We start from the raw sequence: 20096 nt of genomic DNA on the forward strand, positions 1-20096 counted from the left end.
TGATGGCTAGAATGGCCAATCGAAACCTGTGAGGCAAGCATGCAAACCACCGCTACCGAAGCCAAAAACCGTTTTGGCTATTTTTGTGCCAAAGCCAAGAGCGAGCCGGTGTTCATCGAAAAAGATGGACGACTCGATAGCGTGATCGTTTCTTTTGACACCTTTCAGGCACTGCAAAAGGCGCAGCCACCGGTCAGCTTTGAAGAGCGCAAACGCGCTTTTCAAGAAAAGTACAAAGACTGGATTGCTGAACAAAATGCCCACCATGAAGCGCATGGCCTGTGGTGTGCGGGTTTGGTGGCCTGGCCAGGTGAAGCTTGATGGCGCAATACGACGTTTATGTCAATCCGCAGCGGCAATCACGTCAATTTGTACCGTTCGTGGTCGATGTGCAAAGTGGCCTGATTGACCAATTGCCAACGCGCCTGGTGTTGCCTTTGTCGCGCGTCGGCGCGGTCATGACGCACTTGCCGCTCAATTTGTGCCCGGTGGTCCGCATTGAAGGTGAAACACTGACGATTCAACCGCATTTGGCTGCACCCGTTGCTGCCAATCAGCTCAAAACTCTGGTTGCCAATTTGCAGTCACGCTCGGGTGATATTGCCGCCGCGCTGGACGCCGTCCTGTCTGGTATTTGACATGCCTCGCCCGTTCAAAATCCCCCAATCGGTGCTGGTTGTCATTCACACCCCGGCGCTCGAGGTGCTGCTGATCAAACGCGCCGATGCGGACGATTTTTGGCAATCGGTCACCGGAGCCAAGGACACGCTGGCCGAGTCGTTTGCGCAAACGGCCTGGCGCGAAGTGTTTGAAGAAACCGGCATTGACTGCCGCCCGGGCTCGGCATTGGCAGACCAACTGCACGACTGGCAACTGGAAAATGTGTACGAGATTTACCCGCGTTGGCGCCATCGTTATGCGCCCGGTGTGATGCACAACACCGAACACCTGTTTGGCCTGCAGGTGCCATCGGATACCCCGGTGTGTTTGAGCCCCCGAGAGCACACTGACTACCAATGGCTGCCCTACAAACAAGCGGCCGAGGCCTGCTTTTCGCCGTCCAACGCCGAAGCGTGTTTGCTGTTGCCTCGTTTTTTTCAAGGGCGAAGTCTGCCATGAACATCATCCGGGTGGCCACCTACAACATCCACAAAGGCGTGCAAGGCATCGGGCCGGCGCGGCGCCTGGAAATTCATAATCTGGGGCTCGCGGTCGAATCGCTCGACGCTGATGTGGTTTGCCTGCAAGAGGTTCGGGAATCCAACCGCCTCGAGGCCAAGCGCTTTGCGCTCTGGCCAGAACTTGCGCAAGCCGATTTCTTGGCGCCCCAGGGTTACGAGGCGGTGTACCGAACCAACGCCATCACGCGCCACGGCGAGCATGGCAATGCGCTGCTGTCGCGCTGGCCTGTGTTGTCGCACCAGCATGAGGACATGTCGGACCACCGCCTGGAGCAGCGCGGATTTTTGCACGTCATGCTCAACGTCCATGAAAAAATGGTGCACGTGCTGGTGGTACACCTCGGGTTGATCAAGGCAAGCCGGGTGCGTCAGGTGGCGCAGTTAAAACGCTTTATCGAGCGTGAAATCCCCGAGTCTGCCCCGCTGCTGGTGGCTGGCGATTTCAACGACTGGGGCAAGACCGTGCAACTGGCGATGGCCCAAGAAGGCTTGCACGCCTGGAATGCACGCCAACCCACATTTCCGTCGCGCCTGCCTTTGACGCAACTCGATTATGTGTTTGCCCGTAACCTGACACCGATGGGCCTGATGGTGCCCAAGGGGCGCATTTGGACGCGCATGTCTGACCATTTGCCCTTGATCGCCGAATTTGCCTTGGCCGCCAGCTGATTCGCAGCATGTTTGCGCCCGGTCATCAGGTCGATTTGTTGCAAGGCTCGCAGGAATTTTTTCCGGCGCTGGTGCAAGCGATCGATCGCAGTGTGTTGGAAGTTCGCCTGGAAACCTATATTTTCAATGTTGAGGCCTCCGGCGAGCATGTGGCGCAAGCGCTCGAGCGGGCGGCGCAACGCGGTGTCAAGGTGTTCGTGGTGATGGACGGCGCAGGCACCGACAGGTGGAGCCAGACCTGGGCCAGCCGGTTTACGGCGGCTGGCGTGGCCTGGCGAATTTTTTCGCCACTGGGCGGGTTTGGTCTGCTCATTCCCAGGCGCTGGCGGCGCCTGCACCGCAAATTGTGCGTGGTCGATGGGCGTGTGGCGTTTTGTGGTGGCATCAATGTGCTGGATGATTTTTATGACCCCAATCATGGCAGCTTGACTGCGCCCCGATTCGACTTTGCGGTGCGCGTGACCGGCCCCCTGGTGGAGTCGGCGCACGCCGCTCTGGTTCAGTTCTGGTGGCGCTTGCAAGCCACGCGCATTGTGCGCCGGGGCGATCTGGCAGCGGCCTGGCAGGCCTTGCATGAGGCGAACAAGTCCGACCCGGACGCATTCACCGGCGCTGAACTGATGCCGGCGGATGGCAACCCGGTGGGCGCCAGGGCCGCCCTGGTTTTGCGCGACAACTTGCGCCACCGCACCCGCATCGAGCGCGCCTACCGTCAGGCTATCGGCGAGGCGAAAAATGGCATCATCATTGCCAATGCCTATTTCTTGCCCGGCCGAAAAATAAGCCAAGGCCTGATTCATGCGGCGCAGCGCGGCGTGCAGGTGCGCTTGTTGCTGCAGGGGCGCTACGAATACTTCATGCAGTACCATGCCGCGCGCATGGTCTATGGCAAGCTGCTCGCTGCCGGTGTCGAGATCATCGAGTACCAGCCGAGTTTTCTGCACGCCAAGGTGGCCGTGATCGATGGCCATTGGGCCACCGTGGGCTCATCCAATCTGGATCCGTTGAGTCTTTTGCTGGCCCGCGAAGCCAACGTGGTGGTGGATGACGCGGCCTTTGCGCAAAATTTGCAGGCGCGTCTGGAGCATGCCATGCAGGTTGACGGCACACGGGTAAATCCGGCCGACTATGCCAGTCGGCCTCTGGTGCAGCGCTTGCTCGACAGGGTGGCTTATGTGGTCATGCGGGTGTTGTTGTTCATTCATGGAAAACGGTATTAATTTGATAGCTTAAAAAGCATGCTCTGTAGGTATTTAAGGCGAATAACCTTACGTCAAAAAGACTGCTAACATCCTTTCATGTCCAATCACTGTGAACGACAACCATGAATTCAGCCCCCCCAGAAGAAGGTACACCGGTCTCGGTGAAGATCCGCGAGCGCATTCAAGCCGCGCGCAAGCGTTTTCATGCCAATGACAACATTGCCGACTTCATTGAACCCGGCGAGCTCGAGCTGCTACTCGACGAAGTGGAAGACAAAATGAAAGGCGTTCTGGGCAGTTTGGTGATCGACGCCGAGCACGACCACAACACCGACAACACGGCGCGACGCGTGGCCAAAATGTACCTCAAGGAAGTGTTTCAGGGCCGTTATGTCAAGGCGCCGGAGATCACCGAGTTTCCCAATGCCGAGCACCTCAACGAGCTGATGATCGTGGGTCCGATCACGGTGCGCAGCGCCTGCAGCCACCATTTTTGTCCGATCATGGGCAAGATATGGATCGGCGTGCTGCCCAACGAACATACCAACGTGATCGGCCTGTCCAAATACGCGCGGCTGGCAGAATGGGTCATGGGCCGGCCACAAATCCAGGAAGAAGCCGTGGTGCAACTGGCCGACCTGATCCAGCAGAAAACCCAACCCGACGGCCTGGCCATCGTCATGGAAGCCAGCCACTTTTGCATGGGCTGGCGCGGCGTCAAGGACGTTGACAGCAAGATGATCAATTCGGTCATGCGCGGCAGCTTTCTCAAAGATGCCAACTTGCGCCGTGAATTTTTGTCTTTGATTCCCCAGAAAGGTTAACCATGTTGGTACGTTTGTTGTACGCCAGCCGGGCCATTGATACGAACCCCGAGGCCATTGAATCCATTTTGCAGCAGTCGCGCTCGCACAACCCCAGTACCGGTGTCACCGGTGTTCTGTGTTACGGTGGTGGTATCTTTTTGCAAGCCATTGAGGGTGGCCGCATGGCTGTCAGCGAGCTGTATGGTCACATCCAGCGCGACCCGCGCCACAAGGACGTGGTGCTACTGCATTACGAAGAAATTTCCGAGCGCCGCTTTTCCGGTTGGACCATGGGCGAGGTCAACATGACCCGCATCAACGCGTCCATTTTGCTCAAATACGCAGAAAAGCCCGAGCTCGATCCCTATTCGGTTTCGGGTCTGGTTTCGCTGGCCTTGCTCGAAGAGCTGATGGCCACCGCTTCGGTCATCGGCCGCGCCTGATCGGTGCCCACCAGTGTGCTGGTGGGCTGTGATTTTTCCAGCGCTCCCACGTCCAGAAAACCCATTGTTGTAGCTTCAGGCACCCTGCATCATGGGCAGGTGCAGCTCACCAGACTGGAACATTTTGCGACGCTGGCGGCATTCTCCGACTGGCTCAAGAAACCGCTAGCCTGGGTTGGCGCTTTTGATTTTCCTTTTGGTTTACCGCGGGAACTGGTGCAAACGCTGGGCTGGCCGACCGACTGGGCGGCCTGCATGACCCATTACACAAGCTTGAGCCGCGACCATATCCGCCTGGCCTTCGCGGCCTTTTGCAATGCACGCCCGGTCGGCGGCAAGTTCGCCCATCGTGCCACCGATGGGCCCGCGGGATCAAGCCCGAGCATGAAATGGGTCAATCCGCCGGTGGCATTCATGCTGCACGCCGGGGTGCCGCTGCTGCTTCAGGCCGGCGTCACGCTGCCTGGCTTGCATGCTGGAAACCATCAGAAGATTGCGCTTGAAGCCTATCCCGGCATGCTGGCGCGCGAGGTGCTGGGCCAGCGCAGCTACAAAGCCGATGACAAGGCACGCCAGACCCCCGAGCGTCTGATTGCCCGCAAAGACCTGATCACGGCGCTGGAGCAAGGCAACACCCGGCTGGGTTTGCGCCTCAAGCTGTCCCATGCGCAACGCGACGCCCTGGTCGATGATGCGCGCGGCGATGCGCTCGACGCGGCGCTGTGCCTGATACAGGCAGCGTGGGCGCAAACACAGCATGACGCCGGCGCTGCGTTGTACGGCTTGCCGATTGACCTGGATCCGCTGGAAGGCTGGATCGTCAGCGCCTAACTTGCTTATGTGGCGCAAACTCATCGTTTTCTGCTTGTTGTTGCCCGCCAGTGTGCAGGCCACGGTCTGGACGGGTGTGGTGAGTCGTGTGTCGGATGGCGACACCCTGTGGCTAAGGCCAGCAGATGGCTCGGCGCCCAGAAAGGTACGACTGTTGGGGCTGGATGCCCCCGAGCTGTGTCAGGCGGGCGGCGCGGCTGCACGCGACGCGCTGCACAAGCTGGTGGCTGGCAAAGCCGTGCAAGTGACGGTGAATTTTCAGGACAGCTATGGCCGCGACCTGGGTCGGCTGCGTGTCGATGAGCGCGATGTGGGGGCGGCGCTGGTCAGTGCAGGTCACGCCTGGTCGAGTCGCTGGCACAACAGCCGAGGACCTTACGCGGTGCAGGAGGCTGCTGCAAGGGCGGCGAGCTTGGGTTTGTTTGCCGCCCCCGCGCCCGAGTTGCCGCGCGACTTTCGCAAGCGCCACGGCCCGTGCCAGCCGCCGCGTTGATCGTCTATGCGGGTTGCGCTGCGTGCGCTGTTGCACACACCGGGCAGGCCGCATGGCGGCTGATGCGCAGCTCGGTAAATTCCATGGCACGGCCGTCGAGCATCAGCAGGCGGCCGCTCAAAGCTTGCCCGGCACCCGTGATCAGCTTGAGCGCCTCGGCCGCTTGCAGGCTGCCGATGATGCCCACCAGCGGCGCAAACACGCCCATGGTGGCACAGCGGGTTTCTTCAAAAGTGGCCTCGGGTGGAAAGACGCAGGCGTAACAGGGCGACAGGGCGTCGCGCGCGTCATACACGCTGACCTGGCCGTCAAAGCGGATGGCGGCGCCCGAGACCAACGGTTTCTTGTGCGTCACACACGCCGCGTTGATGGCGTGCCGGGTGGCAAAGTTGTCGCAACAGTCCAGCACCACGTCTGCCTGCGCCACCAGTTGGTCGAGCAGCGCAGCATCGGCACGTTGCTGAATCGCCGCCACCTTGACCCCCGGATTGAGCTGGGCAATGGCCGCCTGAATGGACTGCACCTTGGCGCTGCCAACACGGTCCATCGTGTGCGCCACCTGGCGCTGCAGGTTGGTCATGTCCACCGTGTCGTCATCCACCACGGTGATGTGGCCGACCCCGGCCGAGCCCAGGTACAGCGCTACCGGCGAGCCCAGGCCACCGGCGCCGACGATGAGCACCTGCGCCGCCAAAATGCGCTCCTGGCCCTCCACCCCGATTTCGTTGAGCAGAATGTGGCGCGAATAGCGCAGCAGGTCGTCATCGGTCATGCCTTGCCTTAGTTCTCTTTTTTCTCTTCGGTGCGCTCGACCAGTGTCTTGCTGGCAATCACAGGCAGACCTTTGAGTTGGTTCAAGGCTTGTGTCAGGGGAAAGTCCTTGTCTGAACCCAGTTCAGGCAAGCGGCGTTCGGACGCTGGTTTTTTCATTTCTTCTTCGAGCTTGATGCGGGCTTCTTCGCGCGCTTTCTCGCGCGCCGCGTCCTTGACCTCGTCGCCCTGACCGCTGCTCAGGTGTTTTTCCAGGTCGGCCTCGCGCGTGCGCAGCGCGGCAAAAAGGTTGCCGTCGGCCGACTCATCGACCATCACGTCGGGCACGATGCCCTTGGCCTGGATCGACTTGCCGCTGGGCGTGTAGTAACGGCTGGTGGTGAGCTTGAGTGCGGCGGTGGGGCAGTTGTCCATGCGGAAGGCCGGGTCCAGGCAGACGGCGGTTTGCACCGAGCCCTTGCCAAACGTCTGGTTGCCGAGCAGCGTGGCACGCTGGTGGTCTTGCAGGGCACCGGCCACGATCTCGCTGGCCGATGCCGAGCCTTCGTTGACCAGCACCACCAGCGGCACAGTCTTGAGTGCACCGCGGGTGACTTCTTCCAGACGTTTCAATGGATCGGCACCGCCGCGGCGCTGGTAATAGCGCGGCGATGCCTTATAGGTGAACTTGCTGTCGGCGAGCTGGCCGTTGGCTGACACCACGGTCACGTTCTCGGGCAGAAAAGCGGCCGAAATAGCGACCGCCGCATCCAGGTAGCCACCCGGATCGTTGCGCAAGTCGAGCACCAGGCCCTTGAGCTTTGGTTCCTGCTTGTAAATGTCTTCGACCTTGCGCGCAAAGTCGGCCACCGTGCGCTCCTGGAACTGGCTGATGCGCACCCAGGCGTAGCCGGGCTCGATCACTTTTGCCTTGACGCTTTGGGTCTTGATTTCGGCACGCGTGATGGTGACTGAAAAAGTGCGGCTTTCGTCCTTGCGGAAGATGCTCAAGATCACCTTGGTGTCGGGCTCGCCGCGCATGCGCTTGACGCCTTCGTTGAGCGTCATGCCTTTCACGGGCGTGTCGTCAATCTTGACGATCAGGTCATTGGGCTTGAGCCCGGCGCGGTCGGCTGGTGAGTCTTCAATGGGCGAGACCACCTTGATGAGCCCGTCTTCCTGGGAAATCTCGATGCCCACGCCGACAAACTTGCCGGTGGTGCCTTCGTTGAAATCCTGCAGCGCTTTTTTGTCGAGATAGACCGAGTGCGGGTCCAGCCCGGCCACCATGCCGGCAATGGCATCGGTGATGAGTTTCTTTTCATCGACCGGCTCGACGTAATTGGTTTTGACCATGCCGAATACCGCCGCAAGCTGCTGCAGCTCTTCGAGCGGCAAGGGCGCCAGCGCGCCGCGCGCCACCGTTTGCAAGGACACGGTGGTCAATGCGCCGGCAAATACGCCGACCGAGATCCAGCCGGCGACTTTCAATTTATATCCCATTGTGATTCCAGAGCGTGTGAGCTTTTTGAAAGCGTCGATTAGAGCGAAGCACCGCGTCGGGGTTCCCCAGCGGCGCAAAAGTTACTGTTTTCCTTGGGCCGCTACGGCAGCGGCAGCCTTGGCCGCGGCTTCGGCGTCACCCAGATAGTAATGGCGAATCGGTTTTAGCTGGTCGTCGAGTTCATAAACCAGCGGTATGCCATTGGGGATATTCAGGCCCACGATGTCGCTGTCAGAGATATTGTCGAGGTACTTGACCAGCGCCCGGATCGAATTGCCGTGGGCGGCAACCACCACGCGCTTGCCCGTCCGGATCGCTGGCGCCAGCGCTTCGTTCCAGAACGGCATGACGCGGGCCACCGTGTCTTTCAGGCATTCTGTCAGCGGCACCTGCTCGGGCGCGAGCTTGGCGTAACGCAGGTCGCCGCGTTCGCAGCGCGGGTCGGCAGGTTCCAGTGGCGGCGGTGGCGTGTCGTAGCTGCGCCGCCAGATCAGCACTTGCGCATCGCCGTACTCTTTGGCCACCTCGGCTTTGTTGAGGCCTTGCAGCGCGCCGTAGTGGCGCTCATTGAGACGCCAGCTGTTCACCACTGGCAGCCAGGTGCGGTCCATTTCGTCAAGCACGTGCCACAGGGTGCGGGTGGCACGCTTGAGCACGCTGGTGTAGGCGATGTCGAAGTCGTAGCCTTCGGCCTTGAGCAGGCGCCCGGCAAAGATGGCTTGTTCCAGCCCGGTGGGGGTCAGGTCCACGTCGGTCCAGCCGGTAAAACGGTTTTCCAGGTTCCAGGTGGATTCGCCGTGGCGAATCAAAACGAGTTTGTGCATGTTGATATAAAGGAATAAGTGCGGGCGTCGGTGCAATGCCGCTGCTGCATTCTAAAATGCCGGGCTTGATACAAGTCCCTCACCTAGGAAATTACCCGTGAAATTTATTCTTGATAACTGGATGTTGATTGCCGTTGCCCTGTCAGCGGGCATCATGCTGATGATGCCCATGATCAAAGGCGCCGGCCAGGGTGCCTTGACGCCCGATGGCGCGGTACAACTGATCAACCGCGAAAAAGCGGTGGTGATCGACATTTGCGAGCCCAATGAATTTGCTGCCGGCCATGTGATCGGCGCCAAAAACATTCCCATGGGCCAACTGGAGGGCAAGCTGGTCGCCACGGTCAAGAACAAGGCATTGCCGGTGATTCTGGTGTGTCATTCGGGCGCGCGCAGCAGCCGCGCGCTGGGCATCGCCAAAAAACTGGGTTTTGAAAATGTGCAATCGCTGGCGGGTGGTCTGGGCGCCTGGCGTGCGGCCAATTTGCCGGTTGAAAAAGCCTGAACAAAGGAAAATTTTATGCAATCCGTGAAGATGTACACCACCGCCTTTTGCCCCTACTGCATTCGCGCCAAGCAACTCCTCAAGGCCCGTGGCGTCGAGGGCATTGAAGAAATCCGCATCGACCAGCACCCGGCTGAGCGCGACCAGATGATGGCCGCCACCGGTCGGCGCACCGTGCCGCAAATTTTCATCGGCAGCACCCACGTCGGCGGCTGCGATGATCTGGTGGCTTTGGATGCCCGTGGCGAGTTGCTGCCGCTGCTGCAGGCCGCCTGAGATAATCCGGCCAACATTTACACGCACCATCACTGGCGCGGAAGTCTCATTTTTTAACTGAAAGACCCCCCATGGCTGAAAACAAAGACCCTATTTTTCAAATTCAACGTGTCTATCTCAAGGAAGCCTCGCTGGAGCAGCCTAATTCACCCGCGATCCTGCTGGAGCAAGAGCAGCCCACGGTTGATATCCAGTTGGGTGTCAACGCCGCACCCGTGGGTGAGGGCGTGTTTGAAGTGATGGTGACCGCCACGGTGCAAACCAAAATCAAGGACAAGACCGTGTTTCTGGTCGAAGCGACGCAAGCCGGCATTTTTGAGCTGCGCAACTTGCCGCAAGAGCAAATGGGCCCGATCCTGGGCATTGCCTGTCCGCAAATCGTCTATCCCTACCTGCGCGGCAATGTGGCCGACCTGATCCAGCGCGGTGGTTTTCCGCCCGTGCATCTGTCGGAAATCAATTTCCAGGCCATGTACGAGCAACAGCAGAGCGCCCAGGCTGCCCAGGCTGCTCAAGCTGAGCCCGCACCGGCCCAGTAAATTGGCTGCGCTGGCGTGCTCCTGATGCAGCGGCTAACACTTGACTCATGATGAAAATCATTGTGCTTGGGGCTGGTGCATGGGGCACGGCGCTGGCAGTCAGTGCCAGTCAGCACCCGGACCGTCATGCGGTAACGCTGTGGGCGCGGGATGCCACGCAGTCGGGTTTGCTGCAAACGCAGCATGAAAACCAGCGCTACCTGCCCGGCGTGGCTTTGCCGCCCAAACTGGCCTTTAGTGCGGCAGAGTTGGCCGAACTGCCTGCTTTGACCGACAGCGCCGATCTGGTGGTGGTGGCCACGCCGATGGCGGCTCTTCGGTCCATGCTGACGGTTTTGGCTGCTTGCAAGGCACCCGTGGCCTGGGTCTGCAAAGGGTTCGAGGCACCGGTTGCCTTTGAGGTCGGCCTGCTGGCCCATGAGGTGCAGGAACAAGTGGCGCCTGCTTTGCAAGCCGGCGTGCTCAGTGGCCCCAGCTTTGCGCTTGAAGTAGCACGGGGTCAGCCCACCGCGCTGGTGGCGGCCAGTGCCCACGACGCCGTGCGCCAGGCGCTGGTCAATGCCTTTCACGGGCCAACGCTGCGGGTTTATGCCAATGATGACATCGTCGGCGTCGAGGTGGGTGGTGCCGTCAAAAACGTGCTCGCCATTGCCACCGGCCTGTGTGACGGCCTGGGTCTGGGGCTCAATGCCCGCGCCGCGCTGATCACCCGGGGTTTGGCAGAGATGACGCGCCTGGGGCTGGCGCTGGGCGCTCAGCCCGGCACCTTCATGGGCTTGAGCGGCCTGGGTGACCTGGTGCTGACCGCCACCGGCGACTTGTCGCGCAACCGCCAGGTGGGCTTGGCGCTGGCGCAGGGGCAAAGCCTGGCGCAAACAACAGCCGCGCTCGGCCATGTCGCCGAAGGTGTTTACAGCGCCCGCACCGTGGTGCAGCGCGCCAACCACCTTGGCGTGGACATGCCGATCGCCAACGCGGTGGTGGCCTTGCTCGACGGCTTGTTGACCCCGCAACAGGCGGTGGCCGACTTGATGGGGCGCGAGCCCACGGTCGAGCAGCTTGACGCGGCATCCTGAATTTGACATTTCAACCCCTGGACACCATGACATGACGGCTCATTCTGATTTCTCTCCCGCCTTTGTTGCCGAACTGGCCCGGGCCGATGTGGTCAGGGCCTTGCAGGAAGATGTGGGCGCTGGCGACCTGACCGCTGGTCTGGTGGACCCCACCTTGCGCGCCAGAGCCCGCGTGGTGGCGCGCGAAAGCGCCGTGATCTGCGGTCAACCCTGGGCTGAGGCCGCCTTGCGCCAGCTCGACCCCGAGGTCGATATCGCCTGGCTGGTGCCCGAGGGCCATCGCTGCAAAGCCGACCAGGTGGTGCTCGAAATTCACGGCCAGGCCAGGGCTATGCTGACGGCCGAGCGTACCGCGCTTAATTTCTTGCAACTGCTCAGTGCCGTGGCCAGTAAAACCAGCGACTACGTGCAGGCCATTTGCGATGTGCCTGGCTCACACGCCCGCATTGTTGACACCCGTAAAACGCTGCCCGGTTTGCGTTTGGCGCAAAAGTACGCGGTCTTCGTGGGCGGCGGTGTCAACCACAGGCTGGGCTTGTATGACGCGGTGCTGATCAAGGAAAACCACATTGCCGCCGCCGGTGGCGTCACCGCCGTGCTGCAGCAGGCCGCGCGGGTGGCACCAAACGCCCGTTTTATCGAGATCGAGATCGAAACCCTGGCGCAACTCAGCGAGGCGCTCGATGCCGGCGCCAGCATGGTGTTGCTCGACAACATGGGCCTGTCGCAGTTGCATGAATCTGTGCAACTCAATGCCGGGCGCGCCATTCTGGAAGTGTCGGGCGGTGTCAACCTGTCGTCGGTGCGCGCCATTGCCTCCACCGGGGTGGACCGCATTTCGATTGGCACCTTGACCAAAGACATCAAGGCGGTTGATTTTTCGATGCGTTTTGCCACCGAGCTGCTATAAACGACCGCTGGACACCTTGATTTTTGCGCCTCAGGAGGCAACATGAACATGGCCATGAAAGAAGTCGATTACGAACAGCCGCAGGCCGATGCCAGTGGCCCGGTCTGCGCCACCAAACACGCTTGGGCGCGGGTGCCGCTTGAGCCCGGCCCCGTGGAGCGGGCAGCTTTAAAAGACAAAATCCGCCGCCTGCTCAGGGAAAAAAACGCGGTCATGGTGTCACATTACTACGTGCACCCCGACCTGCAGGACCTGGCCGAGGCCACCGGTGGCCTGGTCAGCGATTCGCTGGAAATGGCGCGCTTTGGCCGCGACCATTCGGCGCAGACGCTGGTGGTGTCTGGCGTGCGTTTCATGGGCGAAACAGCCAAAATCCTGTCGCCGGAAAAACGCGTGCTGATGCCCGACCTCGACGCCACCTGCTCGCTCGACCTGGGTTGCCCGGTGGACGAGTTCAGCGCCTTTTGCGATGCCCATCCCGATCGCACGGTGGTGGTCTATGCCAACACCAGTGCGGCGGTCAAGGCGCGCTCGGACTGGCTGGTCACGTCAAGCTGCGCGCTCGATATTGTGCGGGCGCTCAAGCACAAAGGGCACAAAATTTTGTGGGCGCCCGACCGCCACCTGGGTGGCTACATCCAGCGCGAAACCGGTGCCGACATGCTGATGTGGAACGGCTCCTGCATCGTCCACGACGAGTTCAAGGCGAGCGAGTTGAAGCACCTGATGCAGCAGCATCCGGGCGCCAAAGTGCTGGTCCACCCCGAATCGCCTGCCGAGGTGGTGGCGCTGGCCGATGCGGTAGGCTCCACCTCGGCCATTCTCAAGGCGGCCCGTGAGATGGACGCTGACGTGTTCATTGTGGCCACCGACAACGGCATGATGCACAAGCTGCGCACGCTCAACCCGGGCAAACTGTTTCTGGAAGCGCCCACGGCGGGCAATAGCGCCAGCTGCAAGAGCTGCGCCCATTGCCCCTGGATGGCCATGAACAGCCTGGCTGACGTGGCCCGCGTGCTGGAGACCGGCGCCAACGAGGTGTTTGTTGACCCGGTCATCATTCCGCGCGCGCGCTTGCCGATCGAGCGCATGCTGGCGTTCACCTCGGCGCTCAAAGGCGGTCATGACGCCGGCAGTCTGGTGCCCAATATCGGGGCCGCCTGAGTTCTTTTGTTTGCACTCTGGGGGCATTGGGGAGCGCCTCAGACGCGCTTCGCTTTGCGACATCGGCGCCCCACCCACTGCGCAACCGCTCTGCTTCAGTTTCGTGGCTCGCCAAACCCAGGCGCATCAGGTCAATCGGGGTAAGGCGTGGGGCCGATGTCGCAAAGCGAAGCGCGTCTGAGGCCCCGCGCCTTACCCCGATTGACCCATCACAAGCACCAGAACGTCCTGACTGAACTCTGTCTTCCTGACGGTCAGCGCCGTGATGCTGACACCCAGATGCCGCCCACAATCAGCACAAACGCCAGCGCGTGGTAAAGGTGCGGCAATTCCCCTAAAAAGACCGCTGACAACACCGCTGTAAACAGAGGCACCAGATTGATGAAAAATCCGGCTACTGCCGGGCCAGCGCGTGCCACGCCAGCGCCATAGGCACGGTAAGCGAGCAGGGCAGGGCCAAGGGCCACGAACAGCAAAGCCGCAGCCAGGCCCCAACTCAAATCCAGCCGTCCCAGGCCCAAGGCCCATTCCGCCCCTGCCGACAGGCTTGACCAGACCAGCCCAAGGGCAATCTGCGCCAGCAAAAAGGCCGACCAGTCGCGTCTGATTTCAGTGGGCTCGGTGGTCGGGTGCGCCAGCATCCAGCTGTAATAAGCCCAGGCGGCCGAGGCCAGCAACATGTACATATCGCCCGGCACCAACCGCACCTGCAACAGCACGTCAAGCTGGCCCCGGCTCAGCACCAGCATCACGCCGCCGATCGACAGCGCTGCACCCAGCCATTGCTTGCCCGAGATGCGCATGCCAAAAAACACCCGGCCAATCAACAGCATCCAGACCGGCATACTGGCGCCCACCAGCGTGACATTGATTGGCGTGGAAGTGTTGAGTGACAAATACAGCAGCGCGTTGTAGCCGCCAATGCTCAACATGCCCAGCATGGCAAAACGCGGCCAGCTCTGCCACAGGGCACTGCCCCGGCGCAACACCGGCGCGGCCAGTGGCAGCAGCAGCGCAAAGGCGATGGCCCAACGCAGCAGGTTGAGCGTCATGGGCGAGATCAGTGGCGCAATCATGCGCCCCACCACAGCATTGCCGGCCCACAAAATGGGTGGCAGGGTCAATAACACAAGGGTGCTGGGGTTGAGTTTGGCGTGCATGGGGAAAGACTGTAACAAGGCATTTGCCGTGGCCTGATGCACTCGCGACAGCGACCGCTGCCAAATCATGGCAATATCTTGCAAATTCAACTTTTCAGGAATTCAAACCATGACAACGAGCACCTCACGCGCCATTCGCATCGACCAACACGGCGGGCCGGAACAACTCAAACTGGTGACCGTGACGGTCGGTGAGCCCGGCCCCGGCGAGATTCGCATTCGCCATCACGCGGTGGGGCTGAACTTTATCGACGTCTATCAGCGCAGCGGCTTGTACCCCATGACGCTGCCGCAGCAGCTTGGCATGGAAGCCGCCGGAGTGGTCGAAGCAGTGGGCGAGGGCGTGACACACCTCAAGGTGGGTGACCGCGCCGCTTATGCCAGCCAGCCGCCGGGCAGCTATTGCGATGTGCGCGTGATGCCAGCCAAATGCGTCTGCAAGCTGCCCGATGCCATCTCGTTCGAGACCGGTGCCGCCATGATGCTCAAGGGCCTCACGGCGCAGTATTTGCTCAAAAAAAACCAGCCCTTGGGCGGTTTACAGCCGGGAGATTTTGTGCTGTTTCACGCCGCCGCCGGTGGTGTTGGCTTGATTGCCTGCCAATGGGCCAAGGCGATGGGCTTGCAGCTGATCGGCACGGCGGGCTCAGACGCCAAATGCGCGCTGGCCAAAGCCAATGGCGCGGCCTTTGTCATCAACTACAGCACCGAAGACTTTTTGGCGCGCGTCAAGGAAATTACCGGTGGCAAAGGCGTCAAGGTGGTCTATGACTCGGTCGGCAAAGACACCTGGGACAAGTCGCTCGACTGCCTGGCGCCGTTTGGCCTGATGGTCAGCTTTGGCAATGCCTCCGGGCCGGTGGCGCCGTTTGCGCCGGGCATCCTTGGGCCCAAGGGCTCACTGTATTTGACGCGGCAAACCCTGTTTACCCACATTGCCAGCCGCGAGAGCACGCAGGCCATGGCTGACGATCTGTTTGAAGCCGTGACCAGCGGCAAGGTGCAGATTCACATCGACCAGCGCTACAAGCTTGAAGACGTGCAACAGGCGCACCGCGACCTGGAAGCGCGCAAGACCACCGCTTGCAGCATTCTGACCTTGTAATTCCATTTCTAAATCATCCGCGTCGTTGTTGCTTCGCCTTGTCGTGCGACAGCACTGTCTGCGGCTGCGCGCCTGGGAGCCTGGGAGCCTGGGCGGCAGAGCGTTCTGCGCAGGTAAAAGGAGGAGCCCGCAGGGCGGGGGACACGCAGCAGAAAGCTCTGCCGCCCAGGCGCTTGGACACAAGTGATTTGGAAACGCAATAAGCTTTAGCGCCCGCGCCGCACGCGTAGCAGTTCGTCAAGGATCAGGCAGGCGGCGCCCACAGTGATGGCGCTGTCGGCCACGTTGAAGGCCGGAAAATGCCAGCCGCGCCAATAAAAGTCAAGAAAATCAACCACATAACCGTACATCACGCGGTCAATCACATTGCCCACGGCACCGCCCAGAATGCTGGCAAGGGCAAAGGCGAACAATTTTTGACCGGCATGGTTTTTCAGCATCCACACGATCAACAATGCCGCCCCGACACCAATGGCGGTAAAAAACCAGCGCTGCCAGCCGCCGGCGCCGGCCAGAAAAGAAAACGCAGCGCCGCTGTTATGCACCCGCACAATGTTGAAGAACGAGGTGACCGCAGTGCTGTCACCCAATTGGTAATAGCCCATGATCAGCACCTTGGTGAACTGGTCGGCGATCAGAATCAACACGGCCCAGCCGAGCCAGCCCAGCACGCTGGCCTTGGACGCGCCGAAGGTTTGGCGCGCCATCAGGCCACCGTGCGGGTTTCCCCGGAGCCAAACAGGTTGCTGATGCAGCGGCCACACAGCGTGGGGTGGGTGCTGTCTGCACCGATGTCGTCGCGGTAGTGCCAGCAGCGCTCGCACTTGACCCCGGTCGAGGGGCTGACCGCGATGGCCAGGGCATCCCCGCTGCGCAAGTCGATGGCGGAGGTGATGAAGACAAACTTCAGGTCGTCGCCCAGGCTCGCCAGCAGCGCGTGGTCGTCAGCACCGACCGTCAAGCTGACCTCGGCTTGCAGCGATGAGCCTAGCTTGCTGTCAGCGCGCAGCACTTCAATCTCTTTGTTGACCGCGTCGCGCAGCTCGCGAATGCGCGACCACTTGGCCAACAGCGCAGCGTCGGCTCCAGCCAGGGCGACATACTGGTCCATGAAAATAGAGTCGCGCGTGGCGGCAGGTGTCTTGCCGGCTGTGCCCAGCACGGCCCAGGCTTCCTCTGCGGTAAAGCTCAGGAACGGCGCCATCCAGCGCAGCATGGCCTGGGTGATTTGCCACAGCGCGGTTTGTGCGCTGCGCCTGGCCAGTGATTTGGGCGCGGTGGTGTAGAGCCGGTCTTTCAGCACATCGAGGTAGAACGAGCCCAGGTCTTCACTGCAATAAATCTGCAGCTTGGCCACCACCGGGTGAAATTCATAGACCTCAAAATGCGCCAGGATGTCGGCCTGCAGTTGCGCTGCACGGCTCAGCGCGTAGCGGTCGATCTCCAACAGCTGATCCAGCGGCACGGCATCCACGGCCGGGTCAAAGTCTTGCGTGTTGGCCAGCAAAAACTTGAGCGTGTTGCGGATGCGGCGGTAGGTGTCCACCACGCGCGCCAGAATTTTGTCGTCGCCGGCAATGTCGCCCGAATAGTCGCTGGCGGCCACCCACAGGCGGATGATTTCGGCGCCCAGCTTCTTGCTGGTTTCCTGCGGGTCAACGCCGTTGCCAGCGCTTTTGCTCATCTTGTGGCCCTTGCTGTCCACCGTAAAGCCGTGCGTCAGGATGCCTTTGTAGGGCGCGCGGCCGTACATGGCGCAGGCGGTCAACAGGGACGAGTGGAACCAGCCACGGTGCTGGTCGTGACCTTCGAGGTACAGGTCGGCCTCGGGACCGCTTTCGTGACCCGCGCCCGCGTGCGAGCCCTTGAGCACCGTGGTGTGCGTGGTGCCCGAGTCAAACCAGACTTCCAGAATGTCGCTGCTCTTGGTGTAGTGTGGCGCATCGCCCGCGCAGCCCACTTGCGCCAGAATCTCTTCAGTGCTGGCCTTGCTCCAGGCCTCGATGCCACCGGCCTCGACCATTGTTGCGGCCAGGTCCAGAATCTCCATGGTGCGCGGGTGCAAATCCCCCGAGTCCTTGTGCAAAAAGAAGGGCAGCGGCACGCCCCAACTGCGCTGGCGGCTGATGCACCAGTCGGGCCGCCCGGCGATCATGTCGCGCAGCCGAACCTTGCCGTTTTCCGGGTAAAAAGCAGTTTCTTCGATGGCGGCGAGTGCCATGTTGCGCAGCGTGTCGGGCGCCTTGTCCTTGGTGAAGACCCCCTCGCCCGCGTCCATGCGAATGAACCACTGCGCGGCGGCGCGGTAGATTACCGGTGTCTTGTGGCGCCAGCAATGCGGGTAGCTGTGGGTGATGTCGGTGGTGCAAAACAGCCGACCGGCCTCGCGCAGCGTGTTGATGATGACAGGGCAGGCTTTCCAGATGTGCTGGCCGCCAAACAGTGGGAAGTCTGCCGCATACGTGCCGTTGCCCTGCACCGGATTCAGAATGTCGTCATAAGCCATGCCGTTCGCCACACAGCTGTTGAAGTCTTCCACGCCATAGGCAGGCGCCGAGTGCACGATGCCGGTGCCGTCAGACGCGCTAACGTAGTCAGCCAGATACACCGGGCTCAGGCGATCGAAGCCTGCGTCCACATGGGCGAATGGGTGCTTGAAGTTGATGCCGCCCAGCGCCTTGCCGTTGACGGTGGCCAGCACGCTGCCGCTCAGGCCGAAGCGCTCGAGGCAGGCGGCGACCAGGTCTTGCGCCAGCACCAGCAGACCACGTTCGGTATCGACCAGCGCGTAGGTGAGTTCGGGGTGCGCGTTGAGCGCCTGGTTGGCCGGGATGGTCCAGGCGGTGGTGGTCCAGATCACGGCAAAGGCGTCTTTGGCCAGCGCGCTCAGGCCAAAGGCTGCGGCCAGCTTGGCCGGCTCGGCGCACAAAAAGCCCGCGTCCAGCGTTTGCGACTTCTTGTCGGCGTATTCAATCTCGAACTCGGCCAGACTGGAGCCACAGTCAAAACACCAGTAAACGGGTTTGAGGCCCCGGTAAACAAAACCACGCTCGATGACGCGCTTGAAGGCGCGAATCTCGTCGGCCTCGTTCTTGAAGTCCATGGTGCGGTACGGGTGATCCCAATCGCCCAGCACGCCCAGACGTTTGAAGTCCTGGCGCTGCAGGTCGATTTGCTCGGTGGCGTAGGCGCGGCTTTTGCCTTGCATGTCGTCACGCGCGAGCTTGCGGCCAAATTTCTTCTCGATGGCGTTTTCGATCGGCAGACCGTGGCAGTCCCAGCCGGGAATATACGCGGCATCGAGCCCCTTGAGCTGGCGCGCCTTGACGATCATGTCTTTCAGAATCTTGTTGACAGCGTGGCCCATGTGGATGGCACCGTTGGCATAGGGCGGGCCGTCGTGCAGCACAAACTTCTGACAGCCGCAGCGGGCCGCGCGCAGCTTTTGGTACAGGCCTTGTTCTTCCCACTGCTTCACCCATTGCGGCTCGCGCTTGGGCAGGTCGCCGCGCATGGGGAATGGCGTGTCGGGCAGGTTCAGCGTGCTGCGGTAATCGGCTTTGCCGGCGGAGCCAGCGTCTGTGGTGTTAGTTGTCATGGTGGGGCAAGGTGGCAAAGTAGGCACGGGCGTGATCGCAGTCCTGGCGGATGCCAGCGGTCAAAGCGTCCAGGGAGTCGTACTTGAGTTCGTCGTGCAGTTTGTGGAGAAGTTCCACGCGCACAATTTTACCGTAGGCACCCTCGGCGCCCAAGTGGGCGGGCCAGTCCAGGCAATGGGTTTCCAGCAGCACCCGTCCGCCGTTGACGTCTCTGGGGTCGAGCGACGGGCGGATGCCCAGATTGGCGACGCCCATTAACGGGATTTCGGCCAAACCATGCACCAGCACCGCAAAGATGCCGCTGGCCGCAGGCTTCCAGTGGGCAAAGCGCTGGTTCAGGGTCTTAAAGCCCAGGCTGCGGCCCAGTTTGCGGCCATGCACCACATGGCCCGAGATGCGGTAGGGGTGGCCCATCAGGCGGGTGGCGTCCGCCATGCGGCCCTCGAACAGCGCCTCGCGCACGGCCGAGCTCGACACCCGCAGGCCATGCACCTCATAGCTGTTCATGCGGGCCACGTCAAAGCCCTGCCTGAGTCCGGCGGCATCGAGCATGGCGTAGTCGCCGGCACGGCGCTGTCCGAAGCGAAAATCGTCGCCCACCAGCACATACCGGGCACCAAGCCCTTGCAACAACACCTGGTCGATGAAAGCCTGCGGCGACAGGTTGGCCAGCTGCGCGTCAAACGGCAGCACCACCGTTTGATCAACACCGCATTGCGCCAGGTCAATGAGTTTGTCGCGCAGCGTACCCACGCGCGCCGGCGCCAAAGCGGGGTTTCGCGTAAGGCCGGCAAAAAAGTCGCGCGGATGCGGCTCGAAAGTCAAGGCGCAACAGGGCACACCGCGCTGCTGCGCTTCGCCCTTGAGCAGACTCAGCATGGCCTGGTGGCCACGGTGCACGCCGTCGAAATTGCCAATCGTCAAGGCACAAGCCGGCGCGATCTCAGGATGTTTGAAGCCGCGATAAATCTTCATTATTTGATATTGATTTGATAGCATGGCGCGCATATTGTCAAAGCGCTTGACGTTAATTCGACATTGAAAGGGAGTATATTGTGC

23 protein-coding genes are annotated in these 20096 nt (G+C 61.2%); 16 read left to right on the plus strand and 7 right to left on the minus strand.

Going from position 1 to position 20096, the window contains the following annotated elements; translation table 11 throughout:
• Window positions 1-39: 39 nt before the first annotated feature.
• The 9 genes from IBX54_RS01260 (at window position 40) to IBX54_RS01300 (ending at window position 5625) form a co-directional block, all read left to right on the plus strand.
• Window positions 40-321: a prevent-host-death protein gene (locus IBX54_RS01260; protein ID WP_296540844.1), complete on the plus strand. Its 282-nt coding sequence runs from the start codon at window positions 40-42 to the stop codon at window positions 319-321.
• Complete coding sequence (locus IBX54_RS01265; RefSeq protein WP_296540845.1) at window positions 321-638, plus strand: CcdB family protein; 318 nt, start codon at window positions 321-323, stop codon at window positions 636-638. The genes IBX54_RS01260 and IBX54_RS01265 overlap by 1 nt, the downstream gene beginning before the upstream one ends.
• Before the next feature lies 1 nt (window position 639).
• Complete coding sequence (gene nudB / locus IBX54_RS01270; protein WP_296540846.1) at window positions 640-1119, plus strand: dihydroneopterin triphosphate diphosphatase; 480 nt, start codon at window positions 640-642, stop codon at window positions 1117-1119.
• A complete protein-coding gene (locus tag IBX54_RS01275; protein WP_296540847.1) occupies window positions 1116-1850 on the plus strand; it encodes an endonuclease/exonuclease/phosphatase family protein in 735 nt (244 codons plus the stop codon). The genes nudB and IBX54_RS01275 overlap by 4 nt, the downstream gene beginning before the upstream one ends.
• An 8-nt stretch (window positions 1851-1858) precedes the next feature.
• Complete coding sequence (clsB, locus tag IBX54_RS01280; RefSeq protein WP_296540848.1) at window positions 1859-3070, plus strand: cardiolipin synthase ClsB; 1212 nt, start codon at window positions 1859-1861, stop codon at window positions 3068-3070.
• A gap of 104 nt (window positions 3071-3174) precedes the next feature.
• On the plus strand, window positions 3175-3876 hold the full coding sequence (folE, locus tag IBX54_RS01285; RefSeq protein WP_296540849.1) for a GTP cyclohydrolase I: 702 nt from the start codon (window positions 3175-3177) through the stop codon (window positions 3874-3876).
• 2 nt (window positions 3877-3878) lie between these two features.
• Entirely contained in the window at window positions 3879-4301 is a 423-nt protein-coding gene (locus tag IBX54_RS01290) for a BLUF domain-containing protein (RefSeq protein WP_296540850.1), read from the plus strand.
• A gap of 3 nt (window positions 4302-4304) precedes the next feature.
• Window positions 4305-5132, plus strand: coding sequence for a DUF429 domain-containing protein (locus IBX54_RS01295; RefSeq protein ID WP_296540851.1), 828 nt, complete (start codon window positions 4305-4307; stop codon window positions 5130-5132).
• Window positions 5133-5139: 7 nt separating this feature from the next.
• Complete coding sequence (locus IBX54_RS01300) at window positions 5140-5625, plus strand: thermonuclease family protein (RefSeq protein WP_296540852.1); 486 nt, start codon at window positions 5140-5142, stop codon at window positions 5623-5625.
• Window positions 5626-5629: 4 nt separating this feature from the next.
• Here the strand turns inward: IBX54_RS01300 and IBX54_RS01305 are convergent, their stop codons facing one another.
• The 3 genes from IBX54_RS01305 to gpmA all read right to left on the minus strand — a co-directional run bounded on the left by IBX54_RS01305 (window position 5630) and on the right by gpmA (window position 8703).
• A complete protein-coding gene (locus IBX54_RS01305) occupies window positions 5630-6397 on the minus strand; it encodes a molybdopterin-synthase adenylyltransferase MoeB (RefSeq protein ID WP_296540853.1) in 768 nt (255 codons plus the stop codon).
• Between the two features lie 8 nt (window positions 6398-6405).
• Window positions 6406-7878 (minus strand): S41 family peptidase, encoded by a 1473-nt coding sequence (locus tag IBX54_RS01310; protein ID WP_296540854.1) that lies wholly within the window; start codon window positions 7876-7878, stop codon window positions 6406-6408.
• Window positions 7879-7959: 81 nt separating this feature from the next.
• Window positions 7960-8703, minus strand: coding sequence for a 2,3-diphosphoglycerate-dependent phosphoglycerate mutase (gene gpmA / locus IBX54_RS01315; RefSeq protein ID WP_296540855.1), 744 nt, complete (start codon window positions 8701-8703; stop codon window positions 7960-7962).
• Between the two features lie 97 nt (window positions 8704-8800).
• Between gpmA and IBX54_RS01320 the strand changes: the two genes are divergently transcribed.
• The 6 genes from IBX54_RS01320 to nadA all read left to right on the plus strand — a co-directional run bounded on the left by IBX54_RS01320 (window position 8801) and on the right by nadA (window position 13173).
• Window positions 8801-9208, plus strand: a complete 408-nt coding sequence (locus tag IBX54_RS01320) for a rhodanese-like domain-containing protein (RefSeq protein ID WP_296540856.1) — start codon at window positions 8801-8803, stop codon at window positions 9206-9208.
• Window positions 9209-9223: 15 nt separating this feature from the next.
• The gene (gene grxC / locus IBX54_RS01325; RefSeq protein WP_296540857.1) at window positions 9224-9484 is read left to right on the plus strand and encodes a glutaredoxin 3; all 261 of its coding nucleotides are present in this window, start codon (window positions 9224-9226) and stop codon (window positions 9482-9484) included.
• Between the two features lie 71 nt (window positions 9485-9555).
• The gene (gene secB, locus IBX54_RS01330) at window positions 9556-10023 is read left to right on the plus strand and encodes a protein-export chaperone SecB (RefSeq protein WP_296540858.1); all 468 of its coding nucleotides are present in this window, start codon (window positions 9556-9558) and stop codon (window positions 10021-10023) included.
• Window positions 10024-10073: 50 nt separating this feature from the next.
• Window positions 10074-11099, plus strand: a complete 1026-nt coding sequence (locus IBX54_RS01335; RefSeq protein ID WP_296540880.1) for an NAD(P)H-dependent glycerol-3-phosphate dehydrogenase — start codon at window positions 10074-10076, stop codon at window positions 11097-11099.
• A gap of 31 nt (window positions 11100-11130) precedes the next feature.
• Complete coding sequence (nadC, locus tag IBX54_RS01340) at window positions 11131-12009, plus strand: carboxylating nicotinate-nucleotide diphosphorylase (protein WP_296540859.1); 879 nt, start codon at window positions 11131-11133, stop codon at window positions 12007-12009.
• Window positions 12010-12051: 42 nt separating this feature from the next.
• A complete protein-coding gene (gene nadA, locus IBX54_RS01345; RefSeq protein ID WP_296540860.1) occupies window positions 12052-13173 on the plus strand; it encodes a quinolinate synthase NadA in 1122 nt (373 codons plus the stop codon).
• Window positions 13174-13427: 254 nt separating this feature from the next.
• Here nadA and IBX54_RS01350 read toward each other — a convergent pair whose 3' ends face one another.
• Window positions 13428-14333, minus strand: a complete 906-nt coding sequence (locus IBX54_RS01350; RefSeq protein WP_296540861.1) for a DMT family transporter — start codon at window positions 14331-14333, stop codon at window positions 13428-13430.
• Window positions 14334-14442: 109 nt separating this feature from the next.
• Here IBX54_RS01350 and IBX54_RS01355 point away from each other — a divergent pair, with 109 nt between their 5' ends.
• Complete coding sequence (locus IBX54_RS01355; protein WP_296540862.1) at window positions 14443-15438, plus strand: quinone oxidoreductase; 996 nt, start codon at window positions 14443-14445, stop codon at window positions 15436-15438.
• A gap of 206 nt (window positions 15439-15644) precedes the next feature.
• Here IBX54_RS01355 and lspA read toward each other — a convergent pair whose 3' ends face one another.
• Genes lspA through IBX54_RS01370 form a run of 3 tightly spaced genes read right to left on the minus strand, consistent with a single transcriptional unit; the run spans window position 15645 to window position 20012 of the window.
• Window positions 15645-16145: a signal peptidase II gene (gene lspA / locus IBX54_RS01360; RefSeq protein WP_296540863.1), complete on the minus strand. Its 501-nt coding sequence runs from the start codon at window positions 16143-16145 to the stop codon at window positions 15645-15647.
• Window positions 16145-19036 (minus strand): isoleucine--tRNA ligase, encoded by a 2892-nt coding sequence (ileS, locus tag IBX54_RS01365; protein WP_296540864.1) that lies wholly within the window; start codon window positions 19034-19036, stop codon window positions 16145-16147. The genes lspA and ileS overlap by 1 nt, the downstream gene beginning before the upstream one ends.
• On the minus strand, window positions 19026-20012 hold the full coding sequence (locus IBX54_RS01370) for a bifunctional riboflavin kinase/FAD synthetase (RefSeq protein WP_296540865.1): 987 nt from the start codon (window positions 20010-20012) through the stop codon (window positions 19026-19028). The genes ileS and IBX54_RS01370 overlap by 11 nt, the downstream gene beginning before the upstream one ends.
• Window positions 20013-20096: the final 84 nt, after the last annotated feature.

It is taken from the genome of Rhodoferax sp. (assembly GCF_014859475.1).
Lineage (GTDB): Bacteria > Pseudomonadota > Gammaproteobacteria > Burkholderiales > Burkholderiaceae_C > Rhodoferax.